The organism is Klebsiella sp. GFKo11 (assembly GCF_056490265.1).
Genome location: NZ_CM151369.1, coordinates 5,527,889 through 5,545,806 on the forward strand (window position 1 = coordinate 5,527,889; position 17,918 = coordinate 5,545,806).

Genomic DNA, 17,918 nt, shown 5'->3' on the forward strand with positions numbered 1-17,918 from the left:
TCTTTTCCTGGAAAGACGATACTTCGCTACGCGGAGGAGAAACGCGCACCACTCAGCAAACGGAGCAAAGCGAGTCGCGTATGGACAAAATCAAACGGCGTTGGACAGGATACGTTATTGGTTTACTGGTGGTCATTGCCGCCGCGGCATGGTGGATGTTGCGCCCACCAGGGCTTCCGGCAGGCTTTGCCAACAGCAACGGTAGAATCGAGGCGACCGAAGTCGATATAGCCACCAAAACCGCCGGTCGTATCGACTCGATTCTGGTCAAAGAGGGACAGTTTGTGCGTCAGGGCGAAGTCTTAGCCCGCATGGACATCCGCGTTCTCAATGAACAACGGCTGGAGGCCGCCGCGCAAATTAAGGAAGCGGAAAGTTCGATTGCCGCAGCAAAAGCGCTGCTCGATCAGCGTCAAAGCGAAATGCGCGCTGCCGAGGCGGTCGTGAAGCAGCGGCAGGCTGAACTCAATTCCGCCGCCAAACGCCATGTCCGTTCCAACACCCTGTCGCAGCGTGGCGCGGTCTCCGCTCAACAGCTTGATGATGACCAGGCGGCGGCGGAAAGCGCCAGGGCTGCTCTGGAATCAGCGAAAGCGCAGGTCTCTGCGGCCAGAGCAGCCATTGAGGCAGCCCGCACCAGTATTATTCAGGCGCAAACCCGCGTTGAGGCAGCTCAGGCTACCGAGCGGCGGATTATCGCCGATATCGACGATAGCGAACTGAAAGCGCCACGTGATGGCCGCATTCAGTATCGCGTTGCCGAACCGGGAGAAGTGCTGGCGGCGGGCGGTCGGGTGCTGAATATGGTCGACCTATCTGATGTCTATATGACCTTCTTCCTGCCGACCGAACAGGCGGGCCTTTTGGCGCTCGGCAGCGAAGCACGCATTATCCTTGATGCCGCACCGAATCTGGTTATTCCTGCCAATATCAGTTTTGTCGCTAGCGTGGCGCAATTTACCCCCAAAACGGTGGAAACCAGCGATGAACGGCTGAAGCTGATGTTCCGCGTCAAAGCCCGCATTCCGCCGGAGCTGCTGGAACAGCACCTTGAGTATGTGAAAACCGGCCTGCCCGGCATGGCCTGGGTGCGTCTGGATAGCCAGAAGGCGTGGCCTGAAGCGCTGATGGTGAGGTTGCCGCAATGAAAACCGTCGCCCGTCTGGAAAACGTGAGCCAGCACTTTGGCACGACCACCGCGCTAAAGGATATTACGCTGAACATTCCCGCCCGCTGTATGGTGGGCCTGATCGGGCCAGACGGCGTCGGCAAGTCCAGCCTGCTCTCGCTGATTTCCGGCGCGCAAGTCATTGAGCACGGTAACGTGATGGTGCTCGGCGGCGACATGAGCGATGTGCGTCACCGCCAGGACGTGTGCCCGAAAATCGCCTGGATGCCGCAGGGGTTGGGGAAAAACCTCTACCACACCCTGTCGGTCTATGAAAACGTCGACTTCTTCGCTCGCCTGTTTGGTCATGATAAAGCCGAGCGCGAAAACCGAATCAATGAGCTTTTGCAAAGTACCGGTCTGGCACCGTTTCGCGACCGTCCAGCGGGGAAGCTCTCCGGCGGAATGAAGCAAAAGCTTGGCCTGTGCTGCGCGCTCATTCACGACCCACAGTTGCTGATCCTTGATGAACCAACCACCGGCGTCGATCCCCTCTCCCGCGCGCAGTTTTGGGATCTGATCGACAGCATTCGCCAGCGCCAGCCGGAGATGAGCGTGCTGGTCGCCACCGCCTATATGGAAGAGGCTGAACGTTTTGACTGGCTGGTCGCCATGAATGCGGGAGAAGTTCTGGCGACCGGCAGCGCAGAAGAGCTAAAAGTGCAAACGGCGAGCCAGACGCTGGAGCAGTCATTCATCGCCCTGCTTCCCGAAGCCCAGCGCCTGGCGCATAAAGAGGTGATCATTCCACCGCGCAACGCAGAGGAGAGCGAAATCGCCATTGAAGCTCGCGGCCTGACGATGCGCTTTGGCAATTTTGTCGCCGTTGATCACGTGAACTTTCGTATCGCCCGCGGCGAAATCTTCGGTTTCCTCGGCTCCAACGGCTGCGGTAAATCAACAACCATGAAAATGCTGACCGGGCTGCTGCCGGCCAGCGAGGGCGAGGCCTGGCTATTTGGCCAGCCGGTCGACCCGAAGGATATTGAAACCCGCCGCCGCGTCGGCTATATGTCGCAGGCCTTTTCCCTCTACAGTGAACTGACCGTTAGGCAAAACCTCGAGCTACATGCCCGGCTGTTCCATATTCCGGATGCGGAGATCCCCGGCCGGGTCGCCGAAATGAGCCAGCGTTTTATGCTGCAAGACGTTGAAGACACCCTGCCCGCCTCGCTGCCGTTAGGTATTCGGCAGCGGCTATCGCTGGCGGTCGCGGTAATTCACCGTCCGGAAATGTTAATTCTTGATGAACCCACCTCTGGCGTCGATCCCGTGGCCCGAGATATGTTCTGGCAGCTGATGGTCGATCTGGCCCGTCAGGATCGGGTGACAATCTTTATCTCCACCCACTTTATGAATGAAGCCGAGCGCTGCGATCGCATTTCGCTGATGCATGCTGGCAAAGTGCTGGCCAGCGATACGCCGCAGGCGCTGGTCGAACAGCGCGGGTCGGCCAGTCTCGAAGAGGCCTTTATCGCCTGGCTACAGGAGGCAGCAGATGCCGCACAGCCGCCAACTGCTGAGGCTGCGCCGATTCCCATGATTGAACACAAAACCGAAACCATTGCTCCGCGTCAGGCGTTTAGCTTGCGCCGCCTGTTTAGCTACAGCCGTCGCGAAGCGCTGGAGCTACGTCGCGATCCGGTACGATCGACTCTGGCATTGCTGGGCACGGTGATCCTGATGTTTATTATGGGCTATGGGATCAGTATGGACGTCGAGGATCTGCGATTTGCGGTACTCGACCGCGATCAAACCGTCAGCAGCCAGGGCTGGTCGCAGAATATCGCCGGTTCACGCTATTTTATCGAACAGCCGCCGCTGCAAAGCTACAGTGAACTGGATCGGCGGATGCGCAACGGCGAGCTAGCGGTGGCTATCGAAATTCCGCCTAATTTTGGCCGCGACATCGCTCGGGGAACGCCAGTGCAAATCGGCGTGTGGGTTGATGGCGCAATGCCAAACCGGGCGGAAACGGTGCGCGGCTACGTGCAGGCGATGCATTTGGCCTGGCTTCAGGAGATGGCCGGTCGCCAGGCCAGCCCCAATCGCGATACCTCGCTGATTTCTATTGAAACCCGCTATCGCTATAACCCGGACGTGAAGAGTCTGCCGGCGATTGTTCCAGCGGTTATTCCGCTGCTGTTGATGATGATCCCGGCGATGCTCAGCGCGCTCAGCGTAGTGCGTGAGAAAGAGCTGGGCTCGATCATCAATCTGTACGTGACGCCGACCACCCGCAGTGAATTTCTTCTGGGCAAACAGGTGCCGTATATCGTGCTGGGGATGTTTAACTTCTTTCTACTATGTGCACTGTCGGTGTTTGTCTTTGGCGTACCGCATAAAGGGAGCTTCCTGACGCTTACGCTGGCCGCACTGCTCTATGTCACTATTGCCACCGGGCTTGGCCTACTGATCTCAACCTTTATGAAAAGCCAGATTGCGGCGATTTTCGGTACCGCGATTATTACGCTTATCCCGGCGACGCAGTTCTCGGGGATGATCGATCCCGTCGCGTCTCTGGAAGGGCCGGGCCGCTGGATTGGCCAGATTTATCCAACCAGCCACTTTCTGACCATTGCGCGAGGAACGTTTTCCAAAGCGCTAAATCTGACGGACCTGTGGGCATCCTTCATACCACTGCTTATTGCGGTTCCGCTGGTGCTGGGCCTGAGCGTGTGGCTGCTGAAAAAACAGGAGGGATAATGCGCGGATTACGCAATATTTATAATTTAGGCATGAAAGAGCTACGCAGCCTGCTTGGCGATAAGGCGATGCTGACATTAATTGTCTTCGCCTTTACCGTCTCGGTTTACTCCTCCGCTACCGTTATGCCGGGGTCGTTACATTTAGCCCCTATCGCTATTGCGGATATGGATAAATCGCAGCTCTCATCGCGCATTATCAACGGTTTTTATCGTCCCTGGTTTTTACCCCCTGAGCTGATTACCGCTGATGAAATGGACGCAGGGCTGGATGCCGGGCGATATACATTCGCGATTAATATTCCCCCTAATTTTCAGCGTGATGTTTTAGCCGGACGCCAGCCGGAACTGCAGGTAAACGTTGACGCGACGCGAATGAGCCAGGCGTTTACCGGCAATAGCTATATCCAGAATATCGTCACTGGTGAGGTGAATAGCTTTGTCGCCCGCTATCGGGATAACAGCACGTTGCCAGTCGAGCTAGCCGTCAGGATGCGTTTTAACCCGAATCTGGAACAGGAACGTTTCGGGGCCGTAATGGCGATTATCAACAATATTACTATGCTGGCCATCGTGCTTACCGGTTCGGCGTTGATACGTGAACGAGAGCATGGAACCGTGGAGCACCTGCTGGTGATGCCGGTGACGCCGTTTGAAATTATGATGGCAAAGATCTGGTCAATGGGTTTGGTGGTGCTGGTCGTTTCTGGATTATCGCTTATATTGATGGTCCAGGGAGTGTTGCAGGTGCCGATTGAAGGCTCTATACCGCTGTTTATGCTTGGAGTAGCCCTGAGCCTGTTTGCTACTACCTCAATTGGAATATTTATGGGAACCGTGGCCCGCTCGATGCCGCAGTTAGGGCTGTTGATGATTCTAGTGCTGCTACCACTTCAGATGCTATCCGGGGGATCAACGCCACGAGAAAGTATGCCGCAGGCGGTGCAGGACATCATGCTCACCATGCCGACAACTCATTTCGTCAGCCTGGCGCAGGCAATTCTGTATCGAGGCGCAGATTTTGCGATTGTCTGGCCGCAGTTTCTGACGCTGCTGGCTATCGGTGGCGTATTTTTTACTATTGCACTGCTGCGTTTTCGTAAGACTATCGGCGAGATGGCCTGAGTTTATGCCGCTACCGCTGGTAGCGGCTATCGATTTATTTATTGCGGTTCATAAAGCGACGCAGTAGCCAGGTAAATCCCATAGCCATGCTGAACAGAATGACCAGCAGCAGCACCCAGCAGACCGAGATTCGCAGTAACGTACTCATCGTCATAAATGGCTGAAGATACACGGTAAATGAGTGCTCAACAGGTTTTCCCAGCAGCATCATTATCCCATCAGCTAACCAGACAAGCGCCCGACAAACCAACCAGATGATAGCTGGCCAACAGAGCAAAATCAGAAAGGTGAAGCGCTCTTGTATATATTTTATAAGTTGACGCAAAGGAGACCAGTTGATCAGAATTTTCATTTATATTCTCATATTGCCAGCCGGTAACATGCATTATTCGTCTGAAGACGTTACCGGGTTAGCTTCCATACAGGCAATGCACCCTATATTTTTATCAAATTTGAATTAACTTAAACCAGATCGAGTTAACAAAGTGTTAAGAACACTAAGTCATTTGCCTGAAAAAGTCCAGCCATTATAGCCATTACCAGGTATAGAATGAGAATATCGCATCAGTTTGTTAATATAATTACATTAACGCAACTGAATATTTTAATAAAACTTATGATGAATTTAATTTAGACTAAGCATTAAGAAATGGGTTTATATTTACTTAAATTATATTAATAAAATTTAAATAATAAATAAAACAGTCCTCGCTCAATGAGTTTATTCATTTCATTACTTATTGGGCGATTATTTTCCGATAAAAATGATGTTGAAGTAAAAATTTCCCTTAATCGTAACTACTAACGATAACCTTTCGAGTTAAATCTCCTGGAACATTAACTGTTTTGGTGACTACACCACGTGAAATAGAAGAAACATATTTCGCATCAACAGGATACAAGTCATGACCGCATAACTGTCGCAGTTGCCCGGCAACAATATCAGTATGACAGGTAAGTGATACAACTTGCCCAGTGATGGTGAGTGTTGCGGTATCAGCAGCAAAAGTTGCTGAACTCACTCCATGAGCTAAAGTCAAAATCCCAATCAGCGCCATTTTCATTGGTTTTGTAGCTCGTAACAGGATAGTAATAGAAAGATAGAAGTAAAGTGATGATAAAACCAGACGTTATAAGGAATATAGTCGTGCTGTAGTGCCAGATAAAACATTCATGCCACCAACTGGCTTGAAGATTCCTCATACCATAAAAACGCAAAAAGCCCATCCGTCAGGATGGGCTCTTCACTTATTTGATGCCTGGCAGTTCCCTACTCTCACATGGGGAGACCCCACACTACCATCGGCGCTACGGCGTTTCACTTCTGAGTTCGGCATGGGGTCAGGTGGGACCACCGCGCTATCGCCGCCAGGCAAATTCTGTTTATCTGTATCAAGCTGAAATTCTCTCAATTCCGCCAAAACATCTTCGGCGTTGTAAGGTTAAGCCTCACGGTTCATTAGTACCGGTTAGCTCAACGTATCGCTACGCTTACACACCCGGCCTATCAACGTCGTCGTCTTCAACGTTCCTTCAGGACTCTCAAGGAGTCAGGGAGAACTCATCTCGGGGCAAGTTTCGTGCTTAGATGCTTTCAGCACTTATCTCTTCCGCATTTAGCTACCGGGCAATGCCATTGGCATGACAACCCGAACACCAGTGATGCGTCCACTCCGGTCCTCTCGTACTAGGAGCAGCCCCCCTCAATTCTCCAGCGCCCACGGCAGATAGGGACCGAACTGTCTCACGACGTTCTAAACCCAGCTCGCGTACCACTTTAAATGGCGAACAGCCATACCCTTGGGACCTACTTCAGCCCCAGGATGTGATGAGCCGACATCGAGGTGCCAAACACCGCCGTCGATATGAACTCTTGGGCGGTATCAGCCTGTTATCCCCGGAGTACCTTTTATCCGTTGAGCGATGGCCCTTCCATTCAGAACCACCGGATCACTATGACCTGCTTTCGCACCTGCTCGCGCCGTCACGCTCGCAGTCAAGCTAGCTTATGCCATTGCACTAACCTCCTGATGTCCGACCAGGATTAGCTAACCTTCGTGCTCCTCCGTTACTCTTTAGGAGGAGACCGCCCCAGTCAAACTACCCACCAGACACTGTCCGCAACCCGGATTACGGGTCCACGTTAGAACACCAGCCATTAAAGGGTGGTATTTCAAGGATGGCTCCATGCAGACTGGCGTCCACACTTCAAAGCCTCCCACCTATCCTACACATCAAGGACCAGTGTTCAGTGTCAAGCTATAGTAAAGGTTCACGGGGTCTTTCCGTCTTGCCGCGGGTACACTGCATCTTCACAGCGAGTTCAATTTCACTGAGTCTCGGGTGGAGACAGCCTGGCCATCATTACGCCATTCGTGCAGGTCGGAACTTACCCGACAAGGAATTTCGCTACCTTAGGACCGTTATAGTTACGGCCGCCGTTTACCGGGGCTTCGATCAAGAGCTTCTCCTTACGGATAACCCCATCAATTAACCTTCCGGCACCGGGCAGGCGTCACACCGTATACGTCCACTTTCGTGTTTGCACAGTGCTGTGTTTTTAATAAACAGTTGCAGCCAGCTGGTATCTTCGACTGATTTCAGCTCCGTGAGCAAGTCACTTCACCTACCATCAGCGTGCCTTCTCCCGAAGTTACGGCACCATTTTGCCTAGTTCCTTCACCCGAGTTCTCTCAAGCGCCTTGGTATTCTCTACCTGACCACCTGTGTCGGTTTGGGGTACGATTTGATGTTACCTGATGCTTAGAGGCTTTTCCTGGAAGCAGGGCATTTGTTACTTCAGCACCGTAGTGCCTCGTCATCACACCTCAGCGTTGAATGACGTTCCGGATTTACCTGGAACATCCGCCTACATGCTTAAACCGGGACAACCGTCGCCCGGCTAACATAGCCTTCTCCGTCCCCCCTTCGCAGTAACACCGAGTACAGGAATATTAACCTGTTTCCCATCGACTACGCCTTTCGGCCTCGCCTTAGGGGTCGACTCACCCTGCCCCGATTAACGTTGGACAGGAACCCTTGGTCTTCCGGCGAGCGGGCTTTTCACCCGCTTTATCGTTACTTATGTCAGCATTCGCACTTCTGATACCTCCAGCAACCCTCACAGGCCACCTTCAACGGCTTACAGAACGCTCCCCTACCCAACAACGCATAAGCGTCGCTGCCGCAGCTTCGGTGCATGGTTTAGCCCCGTTACATCTTCCGCGCAGGCCGACTCGACCAGTGAGCTATTACGCTTTCTTTAAATGATGGCTGCTTCTAAGCCAACATCCTGGCTGTCTGTGCCTTCCCACATCGTTTCCCACTTAACCATGACTTTGGGACCTTAGCTGGCGGTCTGGGTTGTTTCCCTCTTCACGACGGACGTTAGCACCCGCCGTGTGTCTCCCGTGATAACATTCTTCGGTATTCGTAGTTTGCATCGGGTTGGTAAGTCGGGATGACCCCCTAGCCGAAACAGTGCTCTACCCCCGAAGATGAGTTCACGAGGCGCTACCTAAATAGCTTTCGGGGAGAACCAGCTATCTCCCGGTTTGATTGGCCTTTCACCCCCAGCCACAAGTCATCCGCTAATTTTTCAACATTAGTCGGTTCGGTCCTCCAGTTAGTGTTACCCAACCTTCAACCTGCCCATGGCTAGATCACCGGGTTTCGGGTCTATACCCTGCAACTTAACGCCCAGTTAAGACTCGGTTTCCCTGCGGCTCCCCTATACGGTTAACCTTGCTACAGAATATAAGTCGCTGACCCATTATACAAAAGGTACGCAGTCACCCAACAAGTGGGCTCCTACTGCTTGTACGTACACGGTTTCAGGTTCTGTTTCACTCCCCTCGCCGGGGTTCTTTTCGCCTTTCCCTCACGGTACTGGTTCACTATCGGTCAGTCAGGAGTATTTAGCCTTGGAGGATGGTCCCCCCATATTCAGACAGGATACCACGTGTCCCGCCCTACTCTTCGAGTTCACAGCCTGTGCGTTTTTGTGTACGGGAGTATCACCCTGTACCCTGCGACTTTCCAGACGCTTCCACTAACACACAAACTGATTCAGACTCTGGGCTCCTCCCCGTTCGCTCGCCGCTACTGGGGGAATCTCGGTTGATTTCTTTTCCTCGGGGTACTTAGATGTTTCAGTTCCCCCGGTTCGCTTCGTTAAGCTATGTATTCACTTAACGATAGTGTGACGGATCACACTGGGTTTCCCCATTCGGAAATCGTCGGTTATAACGGTTCATATCACCTTACCGACGCTTATCGCAGATTAGCACGTCCTTCATCGCCTCTGACTGCCAGGGCATCCACCGTGTACGCTTAGTCGCTTAACCTCACAACCCGAAGATGTTTCGTAAAACACTTCGTGCTGCAAAAATTTGAGAGACTCGAACACACCATCATGCTGTTCTTATTTACGGAGAACAGACGCAGCGTGTCGTTTCAATTTTCAGCTTGATCCAGATTTTTAAAGAGCAAATATCTCAAACGTAACTCACTGAGTTAGTTTTGAGATATCGGTGGGTTGTGTCTTTCACTCACAGCCAGCAAGTGGCGTCCCCTAGGGGATTCGAACCCCTGTTGCCGCCGTGAAAGGGCGGAGTCCTAACCGCTAGACGAAGGGGACACGAGGTGTCGCGACTTCGCAGCCGTCTTGCTTCTTTACATTCATCAGACAATCTGTGTGAGCACTACAAAGGCAGGTTCTTTAAGGTAAGGAGGTGATCCAACCGCAGGTTCCCCTACGGTTACCTTGTTACGACTTCACCCCAGTCATGAATCACAAAGTGGTAAGCGCCCTCCCGAAGGTTAAGCTACCTACTTCTTTTGCAACCCACTCCCATGGTGTGACGGGCGGTGTGTACAAGGCCCGGGAACGTATTCACCGTGGCATTCTGATCCACGATTACTAGCGATTCCGACTTCACGGAGTCGAGTTGCAGACTCCGATCCGGACTACGACATACTTTATGAGGTCCGCTTGCTCTCGCGAGGTCGCTTCTCTTTGTATATGCCATTGTAGCACGTGTGTAGCCCTACTCGTAAGGGCCATGATGACTTGACGTCATCCCCACCTTCCTCCAGTTTATCACTGGCAGTCTCCTTTGAGTTCCCGGCCGGACCGCTGGCAACAAAGGATAAGGGTTGCGCTCGTTGCGGGACTTAACCCAACATTTCACAACACGAGCTGACGACAGCCATGCAGCACCTGTCTCAGAGTTCCCGAAGGCACCAAAGCATCTCTGCTAAGTTCTCTGGATGTCAAGAGTAGGTAAGGTTCTTCGCGTTGCATCGAATTAAACCACATGCTCCACCGCTTGTGCGGGCCCCCGTCAATTCATTTGAGTTTTAACCTTGCGGCCGTACTCCCCAGGCGGTCGACTTAACGCGTTAGCTCCGGAAGCCACTCCTCAAGGGAACAACCTCCAAGTCGACATCGTTTACAGCGTGGACTACCAGGGTATCTAATCCTGTTTGCTCCCCACGCTTTCGCACCTGAGCGTCAGTCTTTGTCCAGGGGGCCGCCTTCGCCACCGGTATTCCTCCAGATCTCTACGCATTTCACCGCTACACCTGGAATTCTACCCCCCTCTACAAGACTCTAGCCTGCCAGTTTCGAATGCAGTTCCCAGGTTGAGCCCGGGGATTTCACATCCGACTTGACAGACCGCCTGCGTGCGCTTTACGCCCAGTAATTCCGATTAACGCTTGCACCCTCCGTATTACCGCGGCTGCTGGCACGGAGTTAGCCGGTGCTTCTTCTGCGAGTAACGTCAATCACTGCGGTTATTAACCACAATGCCTTCCTCCTCGCTGAAAGTACTTTACAACCCGAAGGCCTTCTTCATACACGCGGCATGGCTGCATCAGGCTTGCGCCCATTGTGCAATATTCCCCACTGCTGCCTCCCGTAGGAGTCTGGACCGTGTCTCAGTTCCAGTGTGGCTGGTCATCCTCTCAGACCAGCTAGGGATCGTCGCCTAGGTGAGCCATTACCCCACCTACTAGCTAATCCCATCTGGGCACATCTGATGGCAAGAGGCCCGAAGGTCCCCCTCTTTGGTCTTGCGACGTTATGCGGTATTAGCTACCGTTTCCAGTAGTTATCCCCCTCCATCAGGCAGTTTCCCAGACATTACTCACCCGTCCGCCGCTCGTCACCCAGGGAGCAAGCTCCCCTGTGCTACCGCTCGACTTGCATGTGTTAGGCCTGCCGCCAGCGTTCAATCTGAGCCATGATCAAACTCTTCAATTTAAGTTTGATGCTCGTGAATTAAACTTCGTAATGAATTACGTATGTTCACTCAGAGACTTTGGTATTCATTTAGCGTCTTGCGACGTTTAGAATCCATGTCACTTTGAGTGCCCACACAGATTGTCTGATAAATTGTTAAAGAGCAGTGCAACGCGGCTTTCGCTCACCGTTGCGAGGTGGCGTATATTACGCTTTCCTCTTTCAGAGTCAACCTCTTATTTTCAGGTTTTTCTCTTCAACCGACCCGGTTGTTTGTGTGAAGTGATTCACATCTGCCGTGTCAGTGGGAGCGCATTATAGGGAGCTCCCCGGATATAGCAACCCTTAAAATACAAAAAACTTATCAAGCGTTCATAATTTGAACTTCCAGAGTGAAGCCATATCGATAAAAGCAAAGAAAACCCAGGCTCCATGCGGCCTGGAGAGATTCATCGTCAAACATGAATTTTCGCGAAAATTAACGCTAATCTCGTTTCCCCCCTCCAGACCTCCCTTTTCTTTTCTTATGTCGTTACCTCAAGTGATGAATTAAGCAACACCCTTGACCCATGACAAAGCAGCGCGAGGTCGCGGCTTTCTATAATCAGGCCCGTTTCTTCTTATTGGTGTGAACCTATGGCTTATCAACTCAACATTAACTGGCCCGAGTTTTTAGAAAAGTACTGGCAAAAGCAGCCGGTAGTATTAAAGAAGGCTTTCACGGACTTCATCGATCCGATTACGCCAGATGAGCTGGCAGGGTTGGCCATGGAGCCGGAAGTCGATAGCCGACTGGTGAGCCTGACGAACGGGCAATGGCAGGCCAGCAACGGTCCATTTGAACATTTTGATGGTCTCGGCGAAACGGGCTGGTCATTGCTGGCGCAGGCCGTAAATCACTGGCACATGCCTGCTGCTGAACTGGTTCGTCCTTTCCGCGTGCTGCCGGATTGGCGCTTAGACGATCTTATGATCTCTTTTTCCGTACCAGGTGGCGGCGTTGGCCCGCATATCGACCAGTACGATGTCTTTATTATTCAGGGTATGGGTAGCCGGCGCTGGCGCGTGGGTGACAAACTGCCGATGCGTCAGTTCTGTCCGCATCCCGCGTTGCTGCATGTTGATCCGTTCGCACCGATTATTGATGAGGATCTGGAGCCTGGCGATATTCTGTATATTCCACCGGGATTCCCGCACGACGGTATTACCCATGAAACGGCGCTGAACTACTCCGTCGGCTTCCGTGGCCCTAATGGCCGCGATCTGATCAGCAGCTTTGCCGATTATGCGCTAGAGAACGATCTTGGCGGCGAGCACTACAGCGATCCTGATTTAACCTGCCGTGAGCATCCGGGCCGGGTAGAAGAGTATGAGCTCGAACGTCTGCGCGACATGATGATCGAGATGATTAGCCAGCCGGAGGACTTCAGGCAGTGGTTTGGGCGCTTTGCCACCACACCGCGTCACGAACTGGATATTGCGCCTGCTGAACCGCCTTTTGAAGAAGAAGAGATTGTCGATGCGTTAATGGGCGGTGAAATGCTCACTCGCCTGAGCGGCCTGCGCGTATTGCACATCGGCGATAGCTTCTTTGTGAATAGTGAGCAACTGGAGCCTACAGAACCCAATGCCCTGGATGCGCTTTGCCGCTATACCCTTTTGGGCAAAGATGAACTGGGTGAGGATGCGCTGCGCAATCCAGCCTTTATTGCCGAGCTAACCCGTTTGATTAACCAGGGCTACTGGTTTTTCGACGAATAGTATTTCAACATCAGTTCATATATAGAAGGCGCGAATAACGCGCCTTCTTCTTTTATATCGCTATAGCATCATTTTCCGAGCAAAGTCTCGTACTGCGCCTGGAACTGTGTCGCGTTCCATGAACCATCAAACAGGGTGTATGTGATATATCCTTTATTCAACCAGCCTGAGTCATTATCCCCTTCTGCTGGTTTCATCGCTTCCGGGTTCATCGTCTGTTTTGCCGTTCCGTCCGCCAGCAGTTCATAGCCAATCTGCGGCGCAGGGTATTGTTCATTCTCAATATAATGAACGCCTTTGATTTCAGCCGACGGCAGCGGCGGATAGTTGATACTCAACCCCGATCCCTGTGGCAAAATTGGACTACCCGGTTTATGAGCGGCATTAAGTTTATCCACCAGCGTAACGACATAATCCACCGAGTCAGGCCAATATTTATGAGTACTCGGCCACTTGTTTTTCATCTCTTCTTCTGTGAATCGATAGCCGATGCTGTCGGCAATCGCCGGGAAACCGTAGCGCAAGGCGCGAACCGCCGCGCTCACAGTACCGGAGTTAACCTGTGCCATGCCGGTATTAGGACCATCATTGACGCCCGAAATCACCAGATCCGGCGGCGCATCTTTCAGCACGCCCCACAGGCCAAAATCCAGCGCATCAGCGGGTGTTCCGGGGAAGCAATAGCGCTTGTCAGCAGCTTTTTTAACGTCAAAAACTTTCCCCGTCTTAAAGGTGATTGCCGAACCGATACCGCTCTGGTTGGTTGCCGGGGCCACCATCCAGACGTCATACCCTTTTGCCGCCAATTTTTCCTGCAACGAAGTGGTGCCAACAGACTGACAACCATCGTCATTAACCAGCAGTATTTTCAGCGGTTTTTCAGCAGCCTGTACTGAGGCGGCGGATAGCGCCAGAATGGCGGCAGTCAGGATTTTCGTTCTCATATTCATTCCTTATTGGGTAGCAGAGATATTTCTTAGGCGCAAAAAAAAACCTAAGCCCCCTGCCGCAAGCCAAATTGGCGTACAGGGGGCTTAGGTTTTGCCTGTGGTCAGTAACAATCCCAAAGTGAAGGAAAAATAACGCCTGATGAGTGAAGAGTCCAGCGTATGACGCTGTATTTTGTGACAGACTTCAAGCACTGAATGTTATTTCAATAAAAAACCACCAATTAATCCGAAATTTAATCATGAGAAACTTCTCAATCACAAAATCAACTCCATGAAGATGATCACATTTATTGACATCAATAATCACAAGGGATGTTTTTTAGAATATTTGGTGATACCGTAGTCGATGTTGGATTGTTACTGTTAAAGAACAGGCGAAACCTACGTCAGAAAGTTCGAGCACGCATGATGTTATTTATGCTTCGCATCGGATATCTGAGGTAGGTTTTTTTTTGCTTATAAAAAGACCATGCAAATGGAGAATAATATGAAGAAGTGGCTAATCGCATTAATGATGACGGCAGGAGCGGCAACCTGTTCCGCCGCTGAGGTCAAAAATGATGACGGCGTAAATATCTATTTTGCCCGCCATGGCAAAACGTTGCTGAATACTTTCGATCGCGTTCAGGGTTGGGTAGATTCACCGCTTACCGAAGACGGTATCCGCGTCGCACGCTATCTTGGCGAAGGGTTAAAAGACATTCCATTTGATAGCTTCTATTCCAGCGATGCCGGACGCCAGCGGGAAACCATGCAGGTAATCCTTAAGCAAGCCGGAGTGAGTAATTACCAACTCACTGAACTAAGCGGCCTGCGCGAAGCGTTCTTCGGCGGTTTCGAAGGTGGCTATAACAAAGATATGGCCGACGCAGGGGCAAAACAGTTGGGTCTTAAAGATGGCGCCGCGCTTTTCAGCCAAATGAAGGCCGGCACTCTATCTGTTGATACCAACCAGAATGCACTAGCGGCTGCCGACCCTAAAGGGATGGCGGAAGATTATCAGCAGGTCAAAACGCGTACTCAGGCAGCCCTGCATACAATCGTTGAAAACGCGCAGGCCCGCGGTGATAAAAACGTGCTGGCGATTTCATCCGGCACTGCAATGCAGATAATGATTTCAGATTTAACGGACGATAGCGCGAAAAACAAACCACTCGCCAATGCTGCCGTGGTTAAAATTGTTTATAAAGACGGAAAATATACCGTTCCTGAAATCGGCACCATGAAATATGTCGAAGCCGGAAAACAATCTCTCGATAAAAATAAAACCAGCATTTAGTTATTCATTACTGCAGGCTGCAGGCGAAATTGTCTCGCCCGGATCGCTGCGTCCCTACTCTGGGGTTTATTATGAAAATCAATACAATTACAGTCGCCATTATGATGCTGGTTATTCCCACCAGCGTCTGGTCCTCCACGACCAAAAACAGCATTCAAGAACGCGATATGGTTAATACCGTGCTCGATGACCCGTTATTTAGCCAGTCGCACATGTCCTTATCTTTTAAAAACTACTGGAAATATCTCAAGGAAGAAGAAACCGAGCCGAAAAAGGTCCATAACGCCTGGGGTCAGGGCGTCGCAGTGTGTAGTGGATCGGTAATTCAGGACACCTCGAAATCCTGTTAATGTTAAAACAGTGAAAATGAGGTGATGCATGATCAAAACTCGTCGGACTAAACGTACCTTTTCCCCGGAGTTCAAGCTTGAAGCTATCGAACAGGTGGTTAAATACCAGCGTGATGTCAGAGAAGTCGCGCTGGCACTCGAGCTCAACCCTGACCATTTGCGTAAATGGATACGGTTGTATAAGCAGGAACTTCAGGGTATTGAGCCCGCTGGTAATGCTATTACCCCTGAACAACGCGAAATTCAGCAGCTTAAAGCGCGGATAAAGCGCCTTGAGATGGAAAAAGAAATACTAAAGCAGGCTGCCGTGCTGATGAGCGAAATCCCCGGGAAGCCGTCGCGCTAATCACACGGCTGAAAGCAAAGTGGCCAGTGCGGGTTCTTTGTCATTTATTCGGTATTCACCGTAGCGTTTATTACGCGCAGGTGAAGCGTCCTGTTAATGTGCAAAGAATTGAATTACGAAGTCGGGTGAGGGCTTTCCATGCTCTCAGTCGTGGCGCAGCCGGTAGCCGGGCAATCAGTCAGATGTTGCGCCAGAGTGGCGTTGATGCAGGCCGGTGGCTGGCACGACGACTGATGCGGGAATGCGGGCTGACAAGTCGACAGCCGGTTAAACATCACTACCGGGTAAACGAAGACAAAAGTCCGCCATTGCCAAATTTACTGAACCGGCAATTTAACCCCGCCGCACCAAACCGCGTCTGGTGCGGCGACATCAGTTTTATTCGCCTGCAGGACAAATGGTGTTATCTCGCGCTCGTTGTTGATTTATATTCACGGCGGATTATCGGTTCAGCCCTCTCATTAACCGCTGATGCTGAGTTGGTGTGTAGGGCTTTGCGTAATGCACTGGAAACACGACCGCGTGATGGCCGCCTGCTGTTTCATTCAGATCAAGGTGTTCAGTATAAAAGCAATAAATACAGAAAGTTACTCTGGCGTTATGGGGTAATGCAAAGTATGAGTCGCAGAGGGAATTGCCTGGATAATTCGCCGATGGAAAGAGTCTTTCGCAGCCTTAAAAGTGAATGGCTTCCGAAAGGTGGTTATGGTGATTTTAGCCATTCGGTACGCGATATAAGCCAGTGGATTAATGGTTATTACAACGTTTATCGACCTCACACGAACAACGATGGTTTACCGCCTTGCTTACATGAAGAAAAGTGGAAACAGGTTATCCCGGTGTCCTGATTTTGTGATCCACTACAGTGGATTACCAGTCAGGTTATTTTGCCGATATTATCGGTTTTGATGCCACCTACTACGGGGCGATGAAACTCGGTGCCAGCGATTACTTTAACTCCCGTGGCGTACTCTACAATGACGGCAACGGTAATAAAAAAAGCAACGCCGAAGGTTTTTCAAAAATTGGCCAACGCAACGTCAAGCTGCAATACCGCCTGGAAGACGTCAACCTGAATGCCCGTTGGGGCTGGCAGACGATGAAAAACTACGGCGTCATCTCCAACTCCACCCGCCTCTCACCGACGACCTATTTAGGCTGGACCGGCGCGGTGAACTATGGTCCGTTTACGCTACGTGGTGCGTACATCGAAAGCTCGATGGATCGCAACTCGCCGGATAAGAAACGCTTTCAGACCAATAGCGGACAATATATTAACCACATCACCAGCGGCGATATTCTGTGGCAAAGCGAGCTCTTGAACATGCAGTACGCCTATGGTGAAAGCGATAACTATCTGCGCCGCCATATCCTGTTCACTAATCTTAAGCCGATGAAAGCACTGAATATTGGTACCCAGGTGTACGCCACCCATGCGCTGGATGAGTACAAAAACATGCCGGCCAATAAGCGTGATTTTGACGACGACGCCTGGCATATCGCTATGGACGTTAAGTGGCAGGCCGACAACTGGAGCACCAAATGGGGCCTGGGCTATACCGATGCCAATAAGGCTAATGAAGTGGGATTCTATCCACGTCACATGAGCAAAAACTCGCGCGGCACCTTTACCTCAATGGCCTATGCAGGTAATGACTATATGCGCGACGGCGAACTGGTGCTCTCCAATATGTCGGATTACAACCTGACGCCAGAACTGGCTATCGGCCTGGCCGGTAACATTGCCCAGTTTAACTACCGTGGCAACCATGTTCGTACTGGCGAAATCAACGCCTTTAGCCGCTGGGTGCCAACGCATCCGAGGTTGAAAAACCTCACCGTCTGGGCGATGTTCGGACCGGGCTGGTCTTATAAAATGAATGGCAAAACCCCGGTGCTGACCGACGGTCATTACAGCCGGGCCAACTCGCTCTCCTCGGAAGTGATTATCGAATATAAGTTTAATCTGTTCTGATATGCTCGCCCC

General features: G+C 51.5%; 10 protein-coding genes, 1 tRNA gene, 3 rRNA genes and 1 pseudogene. 8 read left to right on the forward strand and 7 right to left on the reverse strand.

Features of this window, described 5'->3' with window-relative positions; translation table 11 throughout:
- The first annotated feature begins 80 nt into the window (after positions 1 to 80).
- The 3 genes from AC07P6_RS26560 to AC07P6_RS26570 are packed head-to-tail and all read left to right on the forward strand — an operon-like array spanning position 81 to position 4,998.
- Positions 81 to 1,148, forward strand: coding sequence for an HlyD family secretion protein (locus AC07P6_RS26560; RefSeq protein ID WP_304255609.1), 1,068 nt, complete (start codon positions 81 to 83; stop codon positions 1,146 to 1,148).
- Positions 1,145 to 3,874: a ribosome-associated ATPase/putative transporter RbbA gene (gene rbbA / locus AC07P6_RS26565; protein ID WP_478315057.1), complete on the forward strand. Its 2,730-nt coding sequence runs from the start codon at positions 1,145 to 1,147 to the stop codon at positions 3,872 to 3,874. The genes AC07P6_RS26560 and rbbA overlap by 4 nt, the downstream gene beginning before the upstream one ends.
- A complete protein-coding gene (locus AC07P6_RS26570) occupies positions 3,874 to 4,998 on the forward strand; it encodes an ABC transporter permease (RefSeq protein WP_181483802.1) in 1,125 nt (374 codons plus the stop codon). The genes rbbA and AC07P6_RS26570 overlap by 1 nt, the downstream gene beginning before the upstream one ends.
- Positions 4,999 to 5,032: 34 nt before the next feature.
- On the opposite strand, the gene AC07P6_RS26575 is transcribed toward AC07P6_RS26570, so the two are convergent.
- From AC07P6_RS26575 to AC07P6_RS26600, 6 genes are all read right to left on the reverse strand, one after another.
- Complete coding sequence (locus AC07P6_RS26575) at positions 5,033 to 5,350, reverse strand: hypothetical protein (protein WP_478315058.1); 318 nt, start codon at positions 5,348 to 5,350, stop codon at positions 5,033 to 5,035.
- 436 nt (positions 5,351 to 5,786) lie between these two features.
- On the reverse strand, positions 5,787 to 6,062 hold the full coding sequence (locus AC07P6_RS26580; RefSeq protein ID WP_182235963.1) for a DUF2574 family protein: 276 nt from the start codon (positions 6,060 to 6,062) through the stop codon (positions 5,787 to 5,789).
- A 193-nt stretch (positions 6,063 to 6,255) separates the two neighbouring features.
- Positions 6,256 to 6,371, reverse strand: a 5S ribosomal RNA gene (gene rrf, locus AC07P6_RS26585).
- 65 nt (positions 6,372 to 6,436) lie between these two features.
- Positions 6,437 to 9,344, reverse strand: a 23S ribosomal RNA gene (locus AC07P6_RS26590).
- 218 nt (positions 9,345 to 9,562) lie between these two features.
- A tRNA-Glu gene (locus tag AC07P6_RS26595) sits at positions 9,563 to 9,637 on the reverse strand.
- A gap of 87 nt (positions 9,638 to 9,724) precedes the next feature.
- A 16S ribosomal RNA gene (locus AC07P6_RS26600) occupies positions 9,725 to 11,266 on the reverse strand.
- Together the 16S, 23S and 5S rRNA genes with 1 tRNA gene alongside form the textbook arrangement of a ribosomal RNA operon.
- Positions 11,267 to 11,881: 615 nt before the next feature.
- On the opposite strand from AC07P6_RS26600, the gene AC07P6_RS26605 reads away from it, so the two are divergent.
- Positions 11,882 to 13,006, forward strand: coding sequence for a ribosomal protein uL16 3-hydroxylase (locus AC07P6_RS26605; RefSeq protein ID WP_478315059.1), 1,125 nt, complete (start codon positions 11,882 to 11,884; stop codon positions 13,004 to 13,006).
- Between the two features lie 68 nt (positions 13,007 to 13,074).
- Here AC07P6_RS26605 and surE read toward each other — a convergent pair whose 3' ends face one another.
- Positions 13,075 to 13,950, reverse strand: coding sequence for a 5'/3'-nucleotidase SurE (surE, locus tag AC07P6_RS26610; protein WP_478315060.1), 876 nt, complete (start codon positions 13,948 to 13,950; stop codon positions 13,075 to 13,077).
- Positions 13,951 to 14,443: 493 nt separating this feature from the next.
- Here surE and AC07P6_RS26615 point away from each other — a divergent pair, with 493 nt between their 5' ends.
- From AC07P6_RS26615 to AC07P6_RS26630, 4 genes and pseudogenes are all read left to right on the forward strand, one after another.
- Positions 14,444 to 15,235 carry a histidine phosphatase family protein gene (locus AC07P6_RS26615; protein WP_478315061.1) on the forward strand — a complete coding sequence of 264 codons (792 nt, stop codon included), beginning with the start codon at positions 14,444 to 14,446 and terminating at the stop codon, positions 15,233 to 15,235.
- A gap of 71 nt (positions 15,236 to 15,306) precedes the next feature.
- A complete protein-coding gene (locus AC07P6_RS26620; RefSeq protein ID WP_478315062.1) occupies positions 15,307 to 15,585 on the forward strand; it encodes a hypothetical protein in 279 nt (92 codons plus the stop codon).
- A gap of 28 nt (positions 15,586 to 15,613) precedes the next feature.
- Positions 15,614 to 16,779 (forward strand): IS3-like element ISKpn37 family transposase gene (locus AC07P6_RS26625; RefSeq protein ID WP_478315063.1). Its coding sequence is split into 2 segments (ribosomal slippage): positions 15,614 to 15,878 and positions 15,878 to 16,779, totalling 1,167 coding nucleotides; the frame shifts between segments, so codons are not numbered across the junction.
- A gap of 17 nt (positions 16,780 to 16,796) precedes the next feature.
- Positions 16,797 to 17,906, forward strand: a pseudogene (locus AC07P6_RS26630) (OprD family outer membrane porin); the annotation flags it as partial.
- Positions 17,907 to 17,918 lie beyond the last annotated feature (12 nt).

Bases quoted from the DNA above. Each gene is read 5' to 3' on its own strand.
- AC07P6_RS26560 (WP_304255609.1), top strand. From the start codon at position 81: ATGGACAAAATCAAACGGCGTTGGACAGGATACGTTATTGGTTTACTG.
- rbbA (WP_478315057.1), top strand. From the start codon at position 1,145: ATGAAAACCGTCGCCCGTCTGGAAAACGTGAGCCAGCACTTTGGCACG.
- AC07P6_RS26570 (WP_181483802.1), top strand. From the start codon at position 3,874: ATGCGCGGATTACGCAATATTTATAATTTAGGCATGAAAGAGCTACGC.
- AC07P6_RS26575 (WP_478315058.1), bottom strand. From the start codon at position 5,350: ATGAAAATTCTGATCAACTGGTCTCCTTTGCGTCAACTTATAAAATAT.
- AC07P6_RS26580 (WP_182235963.1), bottom strand. From the start codon at position 6,062: ATGAAAATGGCGCTGATTGGGATTTTGACTTTAGCTCATGGAGTGAGT.
- AC07P6_RS26605 (WP_478315059.1), top strand. From the start codon at position 11,882: ATGGCTTATCAACTCAACATTAACTGGCCCGAGTTTTTAGAAAAGTAC.
- surE (WP_478315060.1), bottom strand. From the start codon at position 13,950: ATGAGAACGAAAATCCTGACTGCCGCCATTCTGGCGCTATCCGCCGCC.
- AC07P6_RS26615 (WP_478315061.1), top strand. From the start codon at position 14,444: ATGAAGAAGTGGCTAATCGCATTAATGATGACGGCAGGAGCGGCAACC.
- AC07P6_RS26620 (WP_478315062.1), top strand. From the start codon at position 15,307: ATGAAAATCAATACAATTACAGTCGCCATTATGATGCTGGTTATTCCC.